Origin of the sequence: Methylocystis sp. Sn-Cys, assembly GCF_016745395.1 — a bacterium.
GTDB classification, from domain to species: domain Bacteria; phylum Pseudomonadota; class Alphaproteobacteria; order Rhizobiales; family Beijerinckiaceae; genus Methylocystis; species Methylocystis iwaonis.
On record NZ_JAERVJ010000013.1, the window covers coordinates 1 to 15,639 of the forward strand.

The following is a 15,639-nucleotide window of genomic DNA, read 5'->3' on the forward strand; positions in this document are numbered from 1 at the left end:
GACTTCAATCCGATCGAGAAGGCCTTCTCCAAACTCAAAGCTCTGCTCCGCAAAGCCGCGGAGCGGACCGTCGACGCCCTATGGAACAGGATCGGCGCATTGCTGAAGGAGTTTTCCCCCGCTGAATGCGCAAATTTCTTCCCCGCCGCTGGATATGAGCCGGTTTAAGACGAATCCGCTCTAGCCGCCGCTTCACCCATTAGCGCCGGTGGGTTCGTGTCGATGCCGCCGAAGGTCGCACATTACGTCTTCGCTGATCAAGAGACGATCGTCCAAATTACTGCGCAGGGGCCGTGGGCCATTGATTACCTCGACCCGAAGGATGACCTTCGCCTGAACATAGCTCCCAGAGAAGAGCATGGGTCCGTCCGGCGATAACCAAGGCGGCGAAACACTCCACCGTTATGGGGCGGGCGGTGACCCTAGCGCTGAGTCTGGCCCGCAGCCGCCGTGAGGAGGCCTCTCATGATCCGCAAGGCGAAAGCAGTTTGGCAAGGTGCCGGTCGGGCTGGCAGCGGCAATCTCACAACCGACTCCGGCGCGCTCGCACAAACGCCTTATTCTTTCGGGACTCGCTTCGAGAATGAGAGAGGCGCCAATCCAGAGGAACTGATTGCCGCCGCCCATGCAGGGTGTTTCACAATGGCGCTGGCCTTCCTGTTGCAGAATGCGGGCTTCACGCCCACGGAACTTGCGACCGAGGCCGCAGTGACGCTTGATCCCGAAGGCCAAGGTTTTCGCATTATTAGGCGGTCGGCGCTGACGCTCCGCGCGCAGGTGCCGCAGCTAGACGAAGCAACTTTCGCTCGATTGGCATCCGAGGCCGAGAGGAGTTGCCCGGTGTCCAAAGTCCTAAATGCAGCCATCACGCTGGACGCCAAACTGATTTGACAGCAGCCTAGACGCGAACGCCGCCGTGCACGGCATAGCGCGCGGCGGGGCGAGCGCGAAGGCCGCCTTCGTCCTGGACCGCCTCGCATGCGCCGACAAGACGCCCGGGCTCGCCTAGGCATTTCCCACGCCTATGTATCCCGCCAACTATCTGTCGCGAGGTCCGCATGGCTAGAGGAAGACGAGCGCGGGCGGTTGGCTTCAATCAGTCGCGTTGGAAGTGGGCGACGTGGAGGAAGCATTGGCGTTCTACAGTCGGATTTTCGACTTCGAGCTTCGCGGCAAGAGCGAAGGCATGGCCTTTATCGACCTTGGCGACCAGTTTCTCGCCCTTCAAAAGGGGCGCCGCCAGCCCGCAGACGATAATCGCCATCTGGGTCTCGTCGTCGACGACAAGGAGGCAGTCCGGAAAGCGTTGGCCGAGGCCGGCGTCGAAATATTGCCTGGGCCTTTCTTCGACTTTCTAGATCCTTGGGGCAATCGCATCAAGATTGTCGCCTACGAAAACGTCCAATTCTCCAAGGCGCCAAACGTCTTGCGGGGCATGAATCTGGCGCATTTGTCGAAGAACCCACAGGCGCTCCACGAACTCGCCGAGAAGGGGATGTCGCCATGAAAAACGGCTTGGCCAGCTAGCGGCGGGGTCTGAGCCAGGTGCGTCGGCGCCTCGGCCCATGCCAAGTCGATGGTCGCCTGCCCCCTGATTGCCTTCAGCGGCGGACCGTGTCCCTCAACATGTTGCCGTCGATGTTGCGAGAGAGGTCGAACTGCAATGTGATCAGAGTGAATCCCAGCGTACTCGTCGATGTCAGTTCATTAATGCCAGGGACAGCAGCAAACTGATGCTCTAGCGGCTGCGCGACAGAGGAGGCCATGGTCTCAGGATCTGCGCCCGGCAGGCTGGCGGATACGGAGAGCGTCGGAAACTCCACCTCGGGCATGGCCGCGACCGGCAGAAGATCGTACCCGACCGCACCCGCTGCGAGCAGCGCCACCATAAGAAGAAATGTGGCGACTGGCCGCGCGATAAAAGGCGCCGAGAGATTCATCAACGTTCCGCGGCGGCCTCGACCGGGATGCGCGCCGGCGTCTCGCCGATCGCCTGCGAAACGACCACTTTCACGCCGAGGCCGCCGTCAACAAGTCACTGAACGAGGAAACCGACCGCATCCTGGTGCTGATCGCGCGAGGATCACCCTCTCCGCAGTGACAATGCTAACCGAGAACTCAGCAGCTCAAATCGCGCGTTTGAAGTCTGCCAGTGGCAGAGTAAAGCTAAAGATCGCTCCGCCTTCCGGATTCGTCTCCGCCCATAAGCGGCCGTGGTGGGCTTCGATGATCGATCGGGAAATTGAGAGACCGACCCCCATTCCGTTGCCTTTGTCGTTCTGAAGGGTTCGAACAGAGTTTCTTGGATTTGCGCCGACAGGCCCGATCCTGTGTCGCACACATCTGTTCGGACCATGCTTGCATCTGTCGTTGATATCGCCAGAGTGAGCTTCCGCTTCGGGGGCCTCGCTCATTGCCTCGATCGCGTTGCGAACCAGATTGACTAGAACCTGCTGGATCTGGATTTTATCGGCAAGCACTCGGTCGTCTGGGGCGTCCAGGCGGAAACTGGCTTCGACGCCAGTAAGCCCCGCTGCCGAAACGGCGTCATAAGCGTCTCTAACCAGTTCGTGCATGCTTTGGAGGCTAACGTGCGGTTCGCCACGCATTGCAAAAGCCCTCATGCCACTGACAACCTGCCCCGCGCGCGCCACTTGCTCCGTGGCCTTATCCAAGGCGTCCACGATGTGGGGGCCTTGAAAAGCGATCGTCCTAGAAGCCGCTGCGCTGCGCTGAGATAAGCTGCGATCGCGGTGAGCGGCTGGTTGATTTCATGCGAAAGCGCCGCCGCCATTCCGCCCATTGCATCCAACCGATCGGCACGCAACTTCCGCATTCTTGCCTCCGTTTCCACCTTCTCGGTCAAGTTGTGCACCACAATCACGAAGAGACGCTGGTCGCGGTCAGCGGTTTCCGTTACGGCGTGACGTGCCCCTGAACTTTCATCCAGCAATAATTAGAGTCGGAGCGTTTGATACGCCCGAGGGCGCGGATGTAGCAACAGGCGATCGGCGGAGCTGGTCGGGGTTGCGCAGCCGATCGCCTGTTGCGGCGAGATTGGCCGCATAGTCCGCTGGCGTCGCGTAGCCGAGCGAAGAATGCGGGCGTAAATGATTATAGTCGCTGACCCACGCGCCGATCTTCGCCCGCGCGTGGTCGAGGCCGAAAAATAGCGTTTCATTCAGAAGCTCGTCGCGCATGCGGCCGTTGAAGCTCTCGCAAAAGCCGTTTTGCATCGGCTTGCCCGGCGCGATGTAGCGCCATTCGATCCCGCCTTCGCTTGCCCAGGACAGGATGGCGTTCGAGGTGAACTCCGTCCCGTTGTCGGAAACGATCATGCCCGGCTTGTCGCGCCGCCGGATCCGCGCGGACAGCTCACGGGCGACGCGCTTGCCCGAGATCGACGTATCGGGGATCGCCGCCAGACATTCGCGCGTGACGGTCGTCGACGATGTTGAGGATGCGAAAGCGCCGGCCGCAGGCAAACTGGTCATGCACGAAGTCCAGAGACCAGCGCGCATTCGGCTTCGCCTCGACGAGGATCGGCGCCCGCGTCCGGCGCGGCGTCGGGAGCGGCGCTTGCGCACCGTGAGCCCTTCCTCGCGATAGAGCCTGTAGATGCGGTTCTTGCCGGAGCGCTCGCCTTGCTGACGCAGCAGGACGAACAGCCGCCGGTAGCCGAAGCGGCGGCGCGCGTTGGCGAGTTCTCGAAGCCTTTCGCGCAGAGCCGTATCGGCCTGACGCTTCGGGGCATAGCGGACCTTCGTGCGGTCGACGGCGACGATGCAGCAGGCCCGACGCTCCGACAGGCCCATCACGGCCCGAAGATGCGCGACGGCTTCGCGCCTGACGACGGGCCCTACCATTTTGTTCCCAGAAGCTCCCGGAGCGCCGCCGCCTCGAGCATCTGATCCGCCAGGAGCTTCTTCAGCTTTGCATTCTCCTCCTCCAGCGCCTTCAGCCGTTTCGCTTCCGAAACGTCCATGCCCCCGAATTTTGCCTTCCAATTGTAGAGCGTCGCTTCCGAAACCCCGTGTTTGCGCGCCAGATCCGCGACCTTCGCGCCCGCCTCCTGCTCCCGCCAAATCCCGATAATCTGCTCTTCCGTGAACCGCTTCTTCTTCATCTCGCCCGTCCTGCATTGGGCCGGACTCTAATCCAAGCTGGAGGAGTTTTTCAGGGGCAGGTCAGGCGCACTCGAGAGGAAACACGAGGCCGTCCTTGCGGCGCCCCTGTGTCTCATGGACCACCGCGCCGGCGCCTTGTCCCATGTCCTGCGGACAATCGCCCAGGGGGACGAAACGGCATTGTTGGGGAGACAGAACGCCGACGTTCTCGCCAATGAGATCGAAGGACGCGTAACCAAACATTCGTGTCACAGCGGGATTCACGGAGAGTATGTTTCCCGAAGCGTCCGTCGCGATTATGCCATCGCAGACGCCTCCGATCGTTGCGCGCAGCCGCGCCTCGCTCTCTCGCTGTCCCTGTTCGATCCGCTGCCGAGAAAAGCTTTTCGACGCCTTCCAGCCATCGCCCTCCTTGGTGAGAGCGAAGTCGTGGGTGGCGATGACGTCGAAAATCTCGCTCATGCTCCGTTTCTCGAGCGAGTAGGTGCAAAGGGCGAGGATGCGTTTCGAGCCGACGATGCGATCTATGGCGGCCTCGTAGCGGACGAAGTCCGCCCAATCATCGCGCGCAAGCGAGAAGGTGCTCGCAGTGACGCGCATGCCGTCAAATCCGCGATCGAGCGCTGCAACCAATTTGCCCGCCACTTTTTCCAAGGCCCTATCCCGGTCAAATCGTTCGCCGTACCAATCGCCAAAATCGACGATCTCAATCTGGCCCCTGGCCAAATATCCATCAAGCTGGCACATGCTCGCGCAAGGCGGCCTCTGCCTCGATGGCTCTCAGAGATTCTGACGTGATCCACACGCAAAATTCGTTTGCCGCCAGCCCGTGCGCGAGATAAGGCGCGACTGTCTCCAGAAGCTCGGCGTCAGTGTCGTATAGCAGGCAGAAATGCGTGCCCCACGGCGCCTCCCCTACTGCGCTGAGCCCAGTCTTCCGCGGCAGTTCTTGAACCGCATCCTGAGTCGAGAGGTCATTCATCCGCATAGCTGCGCTTACTCTGAAGCAACGCTCGTTACTCGCCATCCCCTTCGCCCCCGCGAAGAAGAAAGATCGGCGGAAATTAAAATCACTATATTAAATTCCCTTATCAATGCGACAGCCTGACGCGGAGATGGGCCTTTAGCGGGAAGGCAAGTGGCGTCAGAGGGCGTCCCGGAGGCGTAGTATCAATTCCGCTCGCCTCCCAGCAGAAACTTAGCTAGTCCAGACCTCAATTCGTCTGCCTGCGTGGGATTAATGAGGATCATAATCCCCTCGGCCGCCTTGGTGGCGTAAGCGGTAAAAAAATCAGCACACCGGAATGCTCGGCGCGGGACGGCGCGCCTCAAGCGCAAGCTTCGCACCGGTCACCCCCTCATTGCGAGTCGGACAGATTGTCGTCCGCGTCAAGAATGACGTTGCCGTCGGCGCATGGGGCCCAGCTATAGCGCTACAGTGGTTGCACCGTCCTCTTATCTAAGAGTTCAGAGAAAAGGCTTGATCGAGGTGCGCGATTAGATCGTCAACGTGCTCAATTCCGATCGACACGCGGATCAATGAGGGAGTAATGCCGATGTCTTTGCGCCCCTCCGCTGTGAGCCCAGAATGAACAGTTGTCGCAGGGTGACAGATTAAGGATTCAGTTCCCCCGAGGCTAACAGCCAGCTTGAAGAGCTCGAGCCGATTCAGGAAGGCGAATGCCGCATCCTGTCCGCCCGTAATTTCGAACGAGAAGGTCGAGCCGCCCGAACGTGATTGGCGTTCCATCAGAAGCCGAGTCGGGTGATCAGCTGGCAGCAAAGCAGGAAAATGGACGCACTCGACTTTAGGGTGTTCGGAAAGGAACTTGGCGACGACGGCGGCATTGCTTGCCGCCCGCTCCATTCGCAGGGACAGAGTTTCCATGGAGCGCGTCAGCATCCAGCAAGAGTGCGGATCAAGTTGCGTGCCGATCGCGCTGCGCATAGCGCGAATTGGCTTCGGAGAGTCTGTCGTTTTCCTCGCGAAGAGCCTCGCGTGTCGCATGCTCGTTTTCCGTCAGGTTGGAGGGGGTTCCGGTCAGTTTACGCAAGCCGTTCGTCAGCCCGTAGGGAAGATTGACGGCGGCTTCGACCCATTTCCAGCCTTCCTCAGCAATTTCGTCGGCGATGGTCCTGAGCTTTTCGGCGACGAGACGATCGAGGAGGGCGACATCCTGAAGCCATCCGCCGCGATCGTTCTCGAAAAGGTCGCGGAGCATGACGCCGCCAGCGGTCTCATACGCCGCCACGCCGACGAATACAGCGCGCTTGTCCGTGGCGCTCCACGCGGTCTCTGTGAGCGCTCTCCGGATACGCCAGGGCTCGTTCTGATACCCGTTGCGGACAGCGTCCCAGACTTGCTCCTGACGCGTGTGATCCTCGCAAACCGTAAAGGCCATGAGCTGCTCGAGAGTCATCTCGTCCGCCGCATAGATCGAGCCGTGCGTCCTGGTGCGGCTTGTCGCGCGCAATGGCCGTGATGCCCTGCACGAAATCGAAAATCGACTCTGGCGGGCGGCCCTCCTCAGTCAACACGGTGTCGATGATCTTGCTCGTCTCGGCTTTAGAGAAGCCACGCCGCCGCAAAAACTCGTTGCGGTCTTCGTCGGTCTTCGCCACGATACGCTCCCGCGCGGCCTTGACGCCGTTGACGAAAGGCGTCGGGGACGAGTTCGCGAAATTCAGTAGGGCGGGAGCCGCCTCATGCGCGAAACGAGACGCGGCGTATTTGCTATGGCGGATGGTGATTTCCTCGAAATTTTCCACGCCCCAGAGATTGCGATTTTGGCACACCGCCCGAAGATAGAAGCTCGCGATGCCGAGCGTCTTCGCTCCGACTTCCGAGTTCCAGCAATAAAAGCCGCGGAAATAGAGATCCGGCGAGCCGTCTCGCAGCCGGCCTGCTTCAATCGGATTTAAGTCATCCACGAGGAAGAGGAACACGTCGCGATCCGACGCATAGAGCGTCGTGGTGTCTCTCGTGATGTCCACACGCGGATTGTAGACGCCGGTCGACCAATCGAGCACGCCCGGGACTTTCCAGCGCGTGTCCCCCGTGCCATTGCCGGCGATGCGCTGCACCGCTTCGACGAGCTCGTGATCGAAAATGCGGCCATAGTCGGGGCCGGTCACGGCTCGCAGCTCCACGCGGCCATCATCCGTCTCCAGCGTCTTGATCTGCTCCGCGCGATGCGACGTCAGGCCGTATTGCAGATTGATGCCGGCAATCGCGGCGGGGAGCTGGCGCAGATAGGAGGCCGGCGCGCCGACCTGGCTCGCGAGCTGCCCAAAACTCCAATGCGTCGGAGCCACAGGCGCTTCGGCGCCAGGCAGGATGAGAGACAGGCGCTCGGGGTTCCCGCGATCCGCCTCGACATGGATCTGCGCGGTTTCAACAACGCGAGTGCGGCTTCGATCGGCGCGGCCACGCACAGCGCGCGCCAGCTCGCCAAGCGAGAGAAATCGCTCGTCGGCGGGCCGAGAGAACCACTCCGAAGAGACGCGGCCGATGCGCTCCCCGCGAGAAACGTCGACTTTGTAGCCGTTGGAGAATTCACGGTGGGGATCGAGAAGCTGAATGTTCATGGGATTACTCCATGACCGGGCCGCCGAAAGACTCTCTCTCGGCGCTCAACCCGTCACCGCCTCCCCTTCCTCCCTCTCACTCTCCAAAAAACGGTTGAGCCAATCGAACGTCATATCGCCTAGCGCAAGACGCGGCGCTGGCGGAATGTGAGTCGAACTCCAGCCTCGCTAATAGCCCTACGGGCCGCGAGCAGATAAGGAAGACTATGATCCGCCTGCTCCTTCGAGCCAACGCTATGCTTCTCGCCCTCTTCTCCGCCGCCGATGATCTCCGCGACGAACTGTTGAACCTCTTTCCTGGGGAGCCGTTAGCCGAGCTCAGTCGTTAACGTGACAACGCCCGCACGACTGAGGCGGTGCGTCGAGCAATACAACATAGTCAAGGAGCCCTCGCCAAGCGGTATGGCGTCAACCAGAAGACGATCGCCAAGTGGAAGCCGAGCCGACAAGACATCTGGCATCTCGACGAAGTGGTGGTCACGATCAACAGCGAAAAACGCTACCTCTGGCGCGCCGTCGATCAAGACGGATACGTGCTCGACGAAATCGTCCAGATCCGCCGCGATACGCGAGCCTCCAAACGGTTGTTGGAGCGGCTTTTGTGCAAGCAAGGTTATCCGCCCAAGCGCATGATCACCGACAAACTCGGCTCCTACGGAGCCGCCCGGCGCAAGATCATGCCGAAAGTAAAGCACTGCCAACACAAGGGGCTCAACAATCGCGCGGAAAACTCTGCAAATTCCGGATACGCTTCCGTCAAAACGTGAACGCTCTAGCTGTGTGAGTCTGCCTTTCTAGGGGCCGGGGACCGCATGCGTATCAAGTTCCGCTACCGCTTGCTTGACAAATCGGCCGATTGGCGGCGCGCAACCTATGTAGATGATCTTATGAGGGGCATCCGTATGCGCTCCATCAGGCGCATCTGGCGCTAAACTCGACGCTCGCAGAATGAGCAAGAGGACTCGTCACGCTCATCAGTTGGGCCGTGGGTGCGGCGGCGACGTCGTTCTGCCAGCGTTTACCATTGTTGGCCCTTTTTCAACTGTGATCATGCACCGCACTTCGAAGCCATGGCGCGACGGCACATATCCGCTATTGAAGCGTCGATAAATACGCCGCGATGTCGCGCGCTTGCTCCTCTGACACGCCCATATTTGGCATCGCGTTGCCCGGCACAATCGATTGCGGGTCGCGCACCCAGCGTGCAAGGTTCTCGGGCGTCTGGCGCAGCAGCCCGGCGATATAGACGCGCCGTCCCATGTGATCGAGCGGCGGACCGACAAGACCGTTGGCGCCGGCAATGCCGGGGATGAGGTGGCAGGAGCCGCAGCCGATTTTCGTTATGGCCTCCGCGCCTTTTTGCGGATCGCCTGTAGCGCCCGCCGCCCTGGCCGCACGTTCAAGCGCTTTCTCATCATTGCAACCGGAGAGGAGAACGATGCAGGTGGCGGCCGACAGGGCTGCGCCGCGTGCGCCTCGGCCCTGTTCCGCGTGACGGAGCCAAAGAAATAGCAGGCCGAGGATTGCGGCAAGATAGATGAAGCCGGCCGGGATCCACATGACGAGGCCGGCGATCTGCTGGTCCTCCAAGGGGGTTAGTCCATACCGGGCGGTAGCGCCGGCATGGACTGAATAGAGCGGGCGCGGCGCAATTGAAATCAACGCGCCTGGCAGCGCGGAGAGAAGCGCCGCGGTGGAGACAAACATCAGACGCCCTCCTCGAGAGAGCCGCGTCAACTCGCCGAAGGCGACGGCCCAAAACGCGCAGGCGCTAACTAAAAACGTCAGATGTTCGGCGATATGCGCTTCTTCGTGCTGGAGCGCAAAAGCATAGGGTCCCGGCAAATGCCAAAAGGCGAAGAGACCCATGAACCACAGCCAGATCGCCAGCGGTGAAATGAAAAGCGCGGCGAAGGGCGCTTTTCGCGCGCGCCTCCAGATCCGCGCCCATATCCGGCGCCTGCTGGGCGCAAGCGCGCGCATGACGATGATGTTGGGCTTGCCAAGAATGATAAGCGGAGCGCTCACCATCATCAGTGTCAGATGCTGCGTCATATGCGCGGAAAAAAGCGCGTCACTCAGACGATTGAAAGTGGCGCTCAAGGACACGCCCGTGATGGCGAGCGCGGCTAAGCAGGCGCCGACCGCCCGTACATTGAAATCGCGCGCCAGGCTGCGCGCGCTTATGCAAATCGCGCAGATCGACGCGAACGCCAGAACGCTTATCGGTAACCACCCATCCGGCCCCGCTGCTGCGCGGCCATGCGCCAAAGCCGCGTCAGGCGCCCCTGCGGCCAGCGTGACTGCCAGCATCAGCTTCCGCATGCTGGCACCCATATGATCGAGATGGTGGCAAAAAGAATCTGGAGCGCAAACCACACGCCGCCCCACACCCCCCAAATGGCGAGAAATCTTGTGCGACCCTGTCCGACATCGATCACACTTTCATGTCCGCCTTCCGCCTCTCCGCTTGTTCGACGCCAGACAGACAGTGCGACCAAAGACGCCACGACGGCGATCGCGAGGCAGAGGAGATTAAGCGCGATGACGACGGGCTCGACCCACTCCCAGCCCGGCGCCAGCGAGGATCTCGGCCGGTCCGATGGAAAGCAGGCATGACTTGCGAGGCCATAATTGACAAGGAGTTGCACGCTCCAGGCGAGCGGCGAGGCGAGCAAGGCTCCGAACAGCAACGCAAGCGAGGTGCGCGCGCGATGCGGCGCGGGCGGTTCCACGCCATAGATGGAGAGAAGGTCGTCTTTCGCCATCAGTCACTCCCGAGATAGGGCGTGATGTAAAAGGTGAAGAAGATCGTGAGCCAGACAAGATCCACGAAGTGCCAGTAGACAGCCGCGATCGAGATCGTCGCATGACGTTGCGCGTCGAAATAGCCAAGAAACGACCAAAGCAGCCCCGCAGCAAGCATCAGCAGTCCGACAACCACATGCGCCATGTGAAAGCCGGTCGTGACGTAAAAGCTCGACCCGTAGGACGTGTCGTGAATGCCGAAGGGCTTCTGCCGCCATTCGAGAATCTGAATAGCGACGAAAATGACGCCCAGTGTTGCGCCGCCTGCGAGTCCCAGCAACTGGCTGGCGCGCGCGCCGCGTTTGACGCTTTGCTCGGCCCACCAGACGAAGACGCTGCTCGCCAACAGGATGAGGGTGTTGAGACCGGCCAGTGTGACTTTTGGTCGTTCTGGAATCCAGTCCGACCCGTATTGGGCTGCGAAGTAGTAATAGATGAACAGCAAATACGCGAAGAGCGACGCCTCCGTCATAATGACGGTCATCATCCCCCACCAGCCGAAGGTCTTATGGCCAACGCTGCCGACGGGCAGTTTTCGGGCGCCGATGGCGACGTCAGACATGTTTTCTCTCCGCGATTTGGCCGAGTGAGCGCCGCGGCCAAAGCCAATAGAGAAGCAAAAGAAGCAGGACGGCGCCGCCGATGGCGACGATGCCCCAGGAGTGGAGCAGCGCGGCGGCGCCGATCGCGGTAGCCGCAAGCGCCGTCAGCAGCGGCGCGATTGAATCTTCCGGCATCTTCATGATGGCGTCCGGCTCTGCGTCAAGCGCAGTGGTCGTCAACATCTCCTTGCCGTCATCGAGGCGCAGCCCGCGTCCCATTGATGAACTGCCCGACGCTTCGTCAAGATGTTCCTCCCAGAGCGGATGCCGGCTGGCTACAGCCGGCATCACCTCAAAGTCGTAGGACGGCGGCGGCGATGGTACCGACCATTCCAGCGTGGGCCCTCCCCATGGGTCCGGTCCCGCGACAGCGCCGCGACTGCGACTGACGATCACATTGACGAGAAGCAGCAGGATGCCGAGCGCGAGGATAAAGGCGCCGATCGTCGTGACGAGATTGACGGCGCCCCAGCCAAAACCATCCGGGTACGTGTAGATGCGACGTGGCATGCCGGCGAGACCCGTCCAATGCATCGGCAGAAAGGCGATGTTGAAGCCGGCGAAAGTCGTCCAGAAACACCAGCGCCCGAGTCGTTCGTCGAGAAGTCGTCCGGTAATTTTCGGGAACCACACATGGATCCCTCCCATTACCGCCAGCACATTGATGCCGATAAGCACATAATGAATATGGGCAACCACGAAATAGGTGTCCGTAAGCTGCTGATCACTGGGAGCCGCCGCCGTCATGACACCCGAGACGCCGCCAATCACGAATGTGATGATAAAGCCGGCGAAGAAGAGAAACGCTGTCGACACCACTGGCCGCCCCGTCCAGATTGTTGCGATCCAGGCGAAGACCGCAACCGCGCTCGGCACTGTGATGACAAAGGACGCCGCGCTGAAAAACGACAGCGCGAGATAGGGTATGCCCGTCGCGAACATGTGGTGCAGCCAAACGCCAAAGCCCATCACCATAGTCGCGACAGTGGCGAGCACGACCACGGTGTAGCCAACCAGCGGGCGCCGGCAGAAAATCGGCAAGGCGTCGGACACAATGCCCATCGCCGGCAGCACGACCACATAGACCCAGGGATGCGCGAATATCCAAAAGAGATGTTGCCACAAAAGCGGCTGCCCACGCCCGGCCTGGTCGAAGAAATGCGTCTCGAATTGCCGGTCCGTCCAGAGCAGGAAGAACGCCAGACTGACGGCGGGCACTGAAAAGAGAATGCCGAAGGAGGTTGTCAACGTGCCCCAGGCGAGGATTGGGATGCGATTGATCGACATGCCCGGCGCTCGTGCGCGCAGGAAGGTCACGACGAAATTCGTAGCGCCGGCCGTTGAGGATATTCCGAACAGAATCATGCCGAGCGCGTAGAAGTCCATGTTCGGACCGGGATTATACTGCTTCAGCGCATACGGAACGTAATTGAACCAGCCGTCATTTGGACCATAGCCGATCGCAAACCCTGCATAGATGAAAAGGCCAGAGAGCAAATAGATCCAATAGGAGAACGCGTTGAGGCGCGGAAAGGCCATGTCGCGCGTGCCGAGGATGAGTGGAAAGAGAAAGACGCTGAAGCCCGACAGAACCGGCTGCGCATAGAGAAAGATCATGGTCAGGCCATGCATCGAGAAGAGCTGGTTGTATTGCTCGGGCGTAAGCAGCGACTTGTTCGGCCCGGCGAGCTGAATGCGCATGACCAGCGCTTCGATCCCGCCCAGCAACAGGAAAGCGAATGCCGTCACGATGTAGCGTTTGCCATATTCCTTGTGGTCGACCGTCGAGAGCCAGCCGAGCACGCCCGGTTCGCTTCTCCAGATCTCTTCGAGATCGCGCTGCTCCCGCTGATGCCGCGCAACTCCGTGGAGTTGGACGGGACGGTGATAGTCGGTAACCGCCATCGCAGCCCTCCTATTTCAGAGTCTCTAGGTAATCGCGGATGACGGACAGTTCTGGAGCTGAAAGCGCCAGCATTGGCATTTTGGCGCCGGGCTTGATCCTCTGCGGATCGGCGATCCAGCCGGAAAGATTGGCTGGCGTGTTGGGCAGCGTGTTCGCCGCGATTCCAGCGCGGCTCATGAGATGCGTGAGGTCGGGCCCGAGCATGCCCCAGGCGCGCGTTCCACGCACGGTGTGACAGGCGCCGCAACGCGCGACGAACAGCGCTTCGCCTGCGCTGTTCATGCTTGCCGCGGTCTGCAATTGCGCGTCCCGCCAGGAGCGGAATTGCTCAGGAGACTCGGCGACAATGACGATGCCCATATGAGCATGCTGCTTGCCGCAATATTCGGAGCACTGCCCCCGATAGACGCCGGGCGTATTCGCCTCGAACCAGGTCCTGTTGGTCTGGCCGGGAATGACGTCGATCTTGTCGCCGAGCGCGGGCGCCCAGAAGGAGTGAATGACGTCGGTCGATTCAACCTCGACGCGCACCGGCTCTCCGAGCGGGATGTGCGCCTCATTCGCGGTTTGAAAGGATTCGGAGGGAGCTTCAGTCCGATAGCGGTATTCCCACCACCACTGATGCGCAATCACTCGGATCGTCAAAGCCGGATCTCGAGGCGGCTTGTCGATCGCGGCCATGGTGTAGGCGTTCCACACCATGCCGCCGAGCAACGCCAGAGTGGAGATCGACACGCCGATGGTGATCCAGGACAAGTCTCCTGACGGCCGCAAGATCGGCTCGAACCGGGCGCCGGCGGCGTCGACCGTGGTCCTGCGCTTCAAGACGCCGACGACGGTCAGCGCTGTGACGACGACCACAACAACGATCGACAGGATCAGCATCGCCCAGGTCAATGACGCGATGACGCTCGCCTTGTCCCCGAAAGCTTGCAAGAAATTCATCGGCGGCGTCGGCGTATCGGCGGCTTGTGCGGCGAGGCCAATAGAAACGGCGAGAGCTGGGACAAGAGCGGGAAGTCGCGCAAGCATCATCGCCTCCCGCTCGGACTTTGGCCGAAACTGAAGCGCTCGGTATGGCTCCAGGGATTCGGCGACTGCGAGAATTCCGCCGGAAGTTGTTGCACCGTCCAGGCGTCGTGCGAGGCGGTTTTCCCCCATCCCGTCGTCGGCGATTTGCTGATACTCTGAATATAGGCTGTAAGGTCCCAGATGATGTTCTCGGGCAACATCGCGCCCCATGACGGCATGCCGTTGGGGCGTCCCTGATAAATGCTGAGATAGATGTTTGCGGGATCGTCTCCGTAGATGAAAAACCTGTTGCTCAGCGCTGGCCCCATGCCGCCGCCGCCGTTCGGCGCGTGACATCCCGAACAGTTGAATGAATCGAAGTAACTCATGCCGCGCTGGATGGCTTCCGGATCGCCCTCCACGGGATTTCTGACGTTGCCTTCAAGCGCCATCTTTCCAGGAAACAGATTAGATACGGGTGTCTGGCCGATGCCCGGGCCGACCGACGGATAAAGCCTGACGCCGGCATTGCCGCCCGACGCATCTTTCTGAGCAGGGACTGACGACGTTGCCGGCGCGTGGGGCGGACTGGTCTGGCCTTCATCATTCACTGGAGCTTGCTGAGCTGGCGGGGAAGGCTGCGCGTGCGGCTCCTGCGGCGCCGGCGCCCTCTGGTGCGATGTTTTTGGGCGCGCCAGCGCGTCGGGCCAGGCCGAGACAAGCAGGGGCAGGACAAGCAGGCCTATCGCCGCCAATGCCTTCGTCGGAGTCGCGGGCATCTGCCGAACCTCTCAGTCACCATCAACAAGCGGGACGCCATAGCTCTCCAGCAGCGCGTGGATGACGCCGCTCTTTCGACGGATGATGTCGTCGAGGCGGCGCTTCAACTTATCGTCGCCCTTGCGCACGCCCATCGAAATATCGAAGGCGAATTGTAGCGGCGCGTAGTCATCCGTCCTGGCTATCATGTCGATGTGTAGCGGCGCTGATGCGTGCTTCGCCTCATAGCCGGCAAACGGCCCCCAGACAGCCGCGACATCGAGAGTCCCGCTTTCTACAGCTTGGATCGGACGCAGCGCCGGCGAGGGCTCTCTGTAATCGCCAAAGATTGAATAGCCGACGACATTCGAAACCATGCCGCGCGCGCCGAGCACGTGAGCCGGCGGGGTGTTCATGCCGTCATCGCCGACGAGATGCACGCCGATCTTCAGGGTGCGAAGCCGATCATCCGCGAGCGACGTGACATCAAGTTCGCGATCCGCTCGCGAAACGAACACGTAAGCAGAACGGTAATAGCGCAGGGTCGTTTCGACTGCATCGTAATTTGTTGGCACGCCCATGACGAGATCGCAAGCGCCAGCCTTCAGCGTGTTGCGGATGAAGCCGCGTCTTTGCGCCCACCAGGTATAGGATAGAGTCTTGCCGAGTTCGCTTGCGACAAGCTCCGCAAGCTTGTTTTCAAAGCCGGTGCCTTTGGCGTCGGAAAATGGCAAATTATTGGGGTCGGCGCAGACTCGGAGGCTATCCTCGGCCCGCGCGCTGGACGGCGGAGAAGAGAGCGCCCCAATCGTCAGGCAGGTCGCGAGAACGCGAATTG

At 60.8% G+C, this 15,639-nt stretch carries 17 protein-coding genes and 4 pseudogenes; 4 read left to right on the forward strand and 17 right to left on the reverse strand.

Annotated elements, in window-relative coordinates:
• The 3 genes and pseudogenes from JJT62_RS18515 to JJT62_RS18525 form a co-directional block, all read left to right on the forward strand.
• Positions 1 to 168, forward strand: a pseudogene (locus tag JJT62_RS18515) (IS630 family transposase); the annotation flags it as partial.
• Positions 169 to 465: 297 nt separating this feature from the next.
• Positions 466 to 891: an OsmC family protein gene (locus tag JJT62_RS18520; RefSeq protein ID WP_202074274.1), complete on the forward strand. Its 426-nt coding sequence runs from the start codon at positions 466 to 468 to the stop codon at positions 889 to 891.
• Between the two features lie 241 nt (positions 892 to 1,132).
• On the forward strand, positions 1,133 to 1,507 hold the full coding sequence (locus tag JJT62_RS18525; protein ID WP_246744998.1) for a VOC family protein: 375 nt from the start codon (positions 1,133 to 1,135) through the stop codon (positions 1,505 to 1,507).
• A 124-nt stretch (positions 1,508 to 1,631) separates the two neighbouring features.
• Here the strand turns inward: JJT62_RS18525 and JJT62_RS18530 are convergent.
• The 10 genes and pseudogenes from JJT62_RS18530 to JJT62_RS18570 all read right to left on the reverse strand — a co-directional run.
• Positions 1,632 to 1,940: pseudogene (locus tag JJT62_RS18530) on the reverse strand (efflux RND transporter permease subunit); the annotation flags it as partial.
• A 186-nt stretch (positions 1,941 to 2,126) separates the two neighbouring features.
• Entirely contained in the window at positions 2,127 to 2,609 is a 483-nt protein-coding gene (locus JJT62_RS18535) for an ATP-binding protein (protein ID WP_202074276.1), read from the reverse strand.
• Between the two features lie 11 nt (positions 2,610 to 2,620).
• Complete coding sequence (locus JJT62_RS19655; RefSeq protein WP_210340725.1) at positions 2,621 to 2,836, reverse strand: histidine kinase dimerization/phospho-acceptor domain-containing protein; 216 nt, start codon at positions 2,834 to 2,836, stop codon at positions 2,621 to 2,623.
• 106 nt (positions 2,837 to 2,942) lie between these two features.
• The gene (locus JJT62_RS18545; RefSeq protein WP_246744999.1) at positions 2,943 to 3,866 is read right to left on the reverse strand and encodes an IS3 family transposase; all 924 of its coding nucleotides are present in this window, start codon (positions 3,864 to 3,866) and stop codon (positions 2,943 to 2,945) included.
• Complete coding sequence (locus JJT62_RS19280; protein ID WP_246745000.1) at positions 3,860 to 4,126, reverse strand: transposase; 267 nt, start codon at positions 4,124 to 4,126, stop codon at positions 3,860 to 3,862. Before JJT62_RS19280 ends, JJT62_RS18545 begins: the two co-directional genes overlap by 7 nt.
• A gap of 61 nt (positions 4,127 to 4,187) precedes the next feature.
• A complete protein-coding gene (locus JJT62_RS19405) occupies positions 4,188 to 4,874 on the reverse strand; it encodes an MEDS domain-containing protein (protein WP_255537343.1) in 687 nt (228 codons plus the stop codon).
• Positions 4,861 to 5,154 (reverse strand): MEDS domain-containing protein, encoded by a 294-nt coding sequence (locus JJT62_RS19660; RefSeq protein ID WP_370568589.1) that lies wholly within the window; start codon positions 5,152 to 5,154, stop codon positions 4,861 to 4,863. Before JJT62_RS19660 ends, JJT62_RS19405 begins: the two co-directional genes overlap by 14 nt.
• Positions 5,155 to 5,586: 432 nt before the next feature.
• Positions 5,587 to 6,090, reverse strand: a pseudogene (locus JJT62_RS18560) (PLP-dependent transferase); the annotation flags it as partial.
• On the reverse strand, positions 6,047 to 6,349 hold the full coding sequence (locus tag JJT62_RS18565; RefSeq protein ID WP_202074281.1) for a hypothetical protein: 303 nt from the start codon (positions 6,347 to 6,349) through the stop codon (positions 6,047 to 6,049). The pseudogene JJT62_RS18560 and the gene JJT62_RS18565, both read right to left, overlap by 44 nt.
• Before the next feature lie 16 nt (positions 6,350 to 6,365).
• Positions 6,366 to 7,715, reverse strand: a complete 1,350-nt coding sequence (locus tag JJT62_RS18570; RefSeq protein WP_246745001.1) for a DUF932 domain-containing protein — start codon at positions 7,713 to 7,715, stop codon at positions 6,366 to 6,368.
• Between the two features lie 356 nt (positions 7,716 to 8,071).
• Here JJT62_RS18570 and JJT62_RS18575 point away from each other — a divergent pair.
• Positions 8,072 to 8,449 (forward strand): annotated as a pseudogene (locus JJT62_RS18575) (DDE-type integrase/transposase/recombinase); the annotation flags it as partial.
• Between the two features lie 358 nt (positions 8,450 to 8,807).
• Here JJT62_RS18575 and JJT62_RS19295 read toward each other — a convergent pair.
• From JJT62_RS19295 to JJT62_RS18615, 7 genes are read right to left on the reverse strand one after another with little or no spacing between them, the layout of a single operon-like run.
• Entirely contained in the window at positions 8,808 to 10,052 is a 1,245-nt protein-coding gene (locus tag JJT62_RS19295; protein ID WP_370568590.1) for a cytochrome c oxidase assembly protein, read from the reverse strand.
• Positions 10,028 to 10,483, reverse strand: coding sequence for a hypothetical protein (locus JJT62_RS18590; RefSeq protein ID WP_202074282.1), 456 nt, complete (start codon positions 10,481 to 10,483; stop codon positions 10,028 to 10,030). The genes JJT62_RS19295 and JJT62_RS18590 overlap by 25 nt, the downstream gene beginning before the upstream one ends.
• Complete coding sequence (locus tag JJT62_RS18595) at positions 10,483 to 11,085, reverse strand: cytochrome c oxidase subunit 3 (protein WP_202074283.1); 603 nt, start codon at positions 11,083 to 11,085, stop codon at positions 10,483 to 10,485. The genes JJT62_RS18590 and JJT62_RS18595 overlap by 1 nt, the downstream gene beginning before the upstream one ends.
• Positions 11,078 to 13,030 (reverse strand): cbb3-type cytochrome c oxidase subunit I, encoded by a 1,953-nt coding sequence (locus JJT62_RS18600; RefSeq protein WP_202074284.1) that lies wholly within the window; start codon positions 13,028 to 13,030, stop codon positions 11,078 to 11,080. The genes JJT62_RS18595 and JJT62_RS18600 overlap by 8 nt, the downstream gene beginning before the upstream one ends.
• A gap of 10 nt (positions 13,031 to 13,040) precedes the next feature.
• Positions 13,041 to 14,066 (reverse strand): cytochrome c oxidase subunit II, encoded by a 1,026-nt coding sequence (gene coxB / locus JJT62_RS18605; RefSeq protein ID WP_246745003.1) that lies wholly within the window; start codon positions 14,064 to 14,066, stop codon positions 13,041 to 13,043.
• Entirely contained in the window at positions 14,063 to 14,821 is a 759-nt protein-coding gene (locus JJT62_RS19300) for a c-type cytochrome (protein ID WP_246745004.1), read from the reverse strand. Before JJT62_RS19300 ends, coxB begins: the two co-directional genes overlap by 4 nt.
• A gap of 12 nt (positions 14,822 to 14,833) precedes the next feature.
• Positions 14,834 to 15,637 carry a substrate-binding domain-containing protein gene (locus JJT62_RS18615; RefSeq protein ID WP_202074307.1) on the reverse strand — a complete coding sequence of 268 codons (804 nt, stop codon included), beginning with the start codon at positions 15,635 to 15,637 and terminating at the stop codon, positions 14,834 to 14,836.
• Between the last annotated feature and the right edge of the window lie 2 nt (positions 15,638 to 15,639).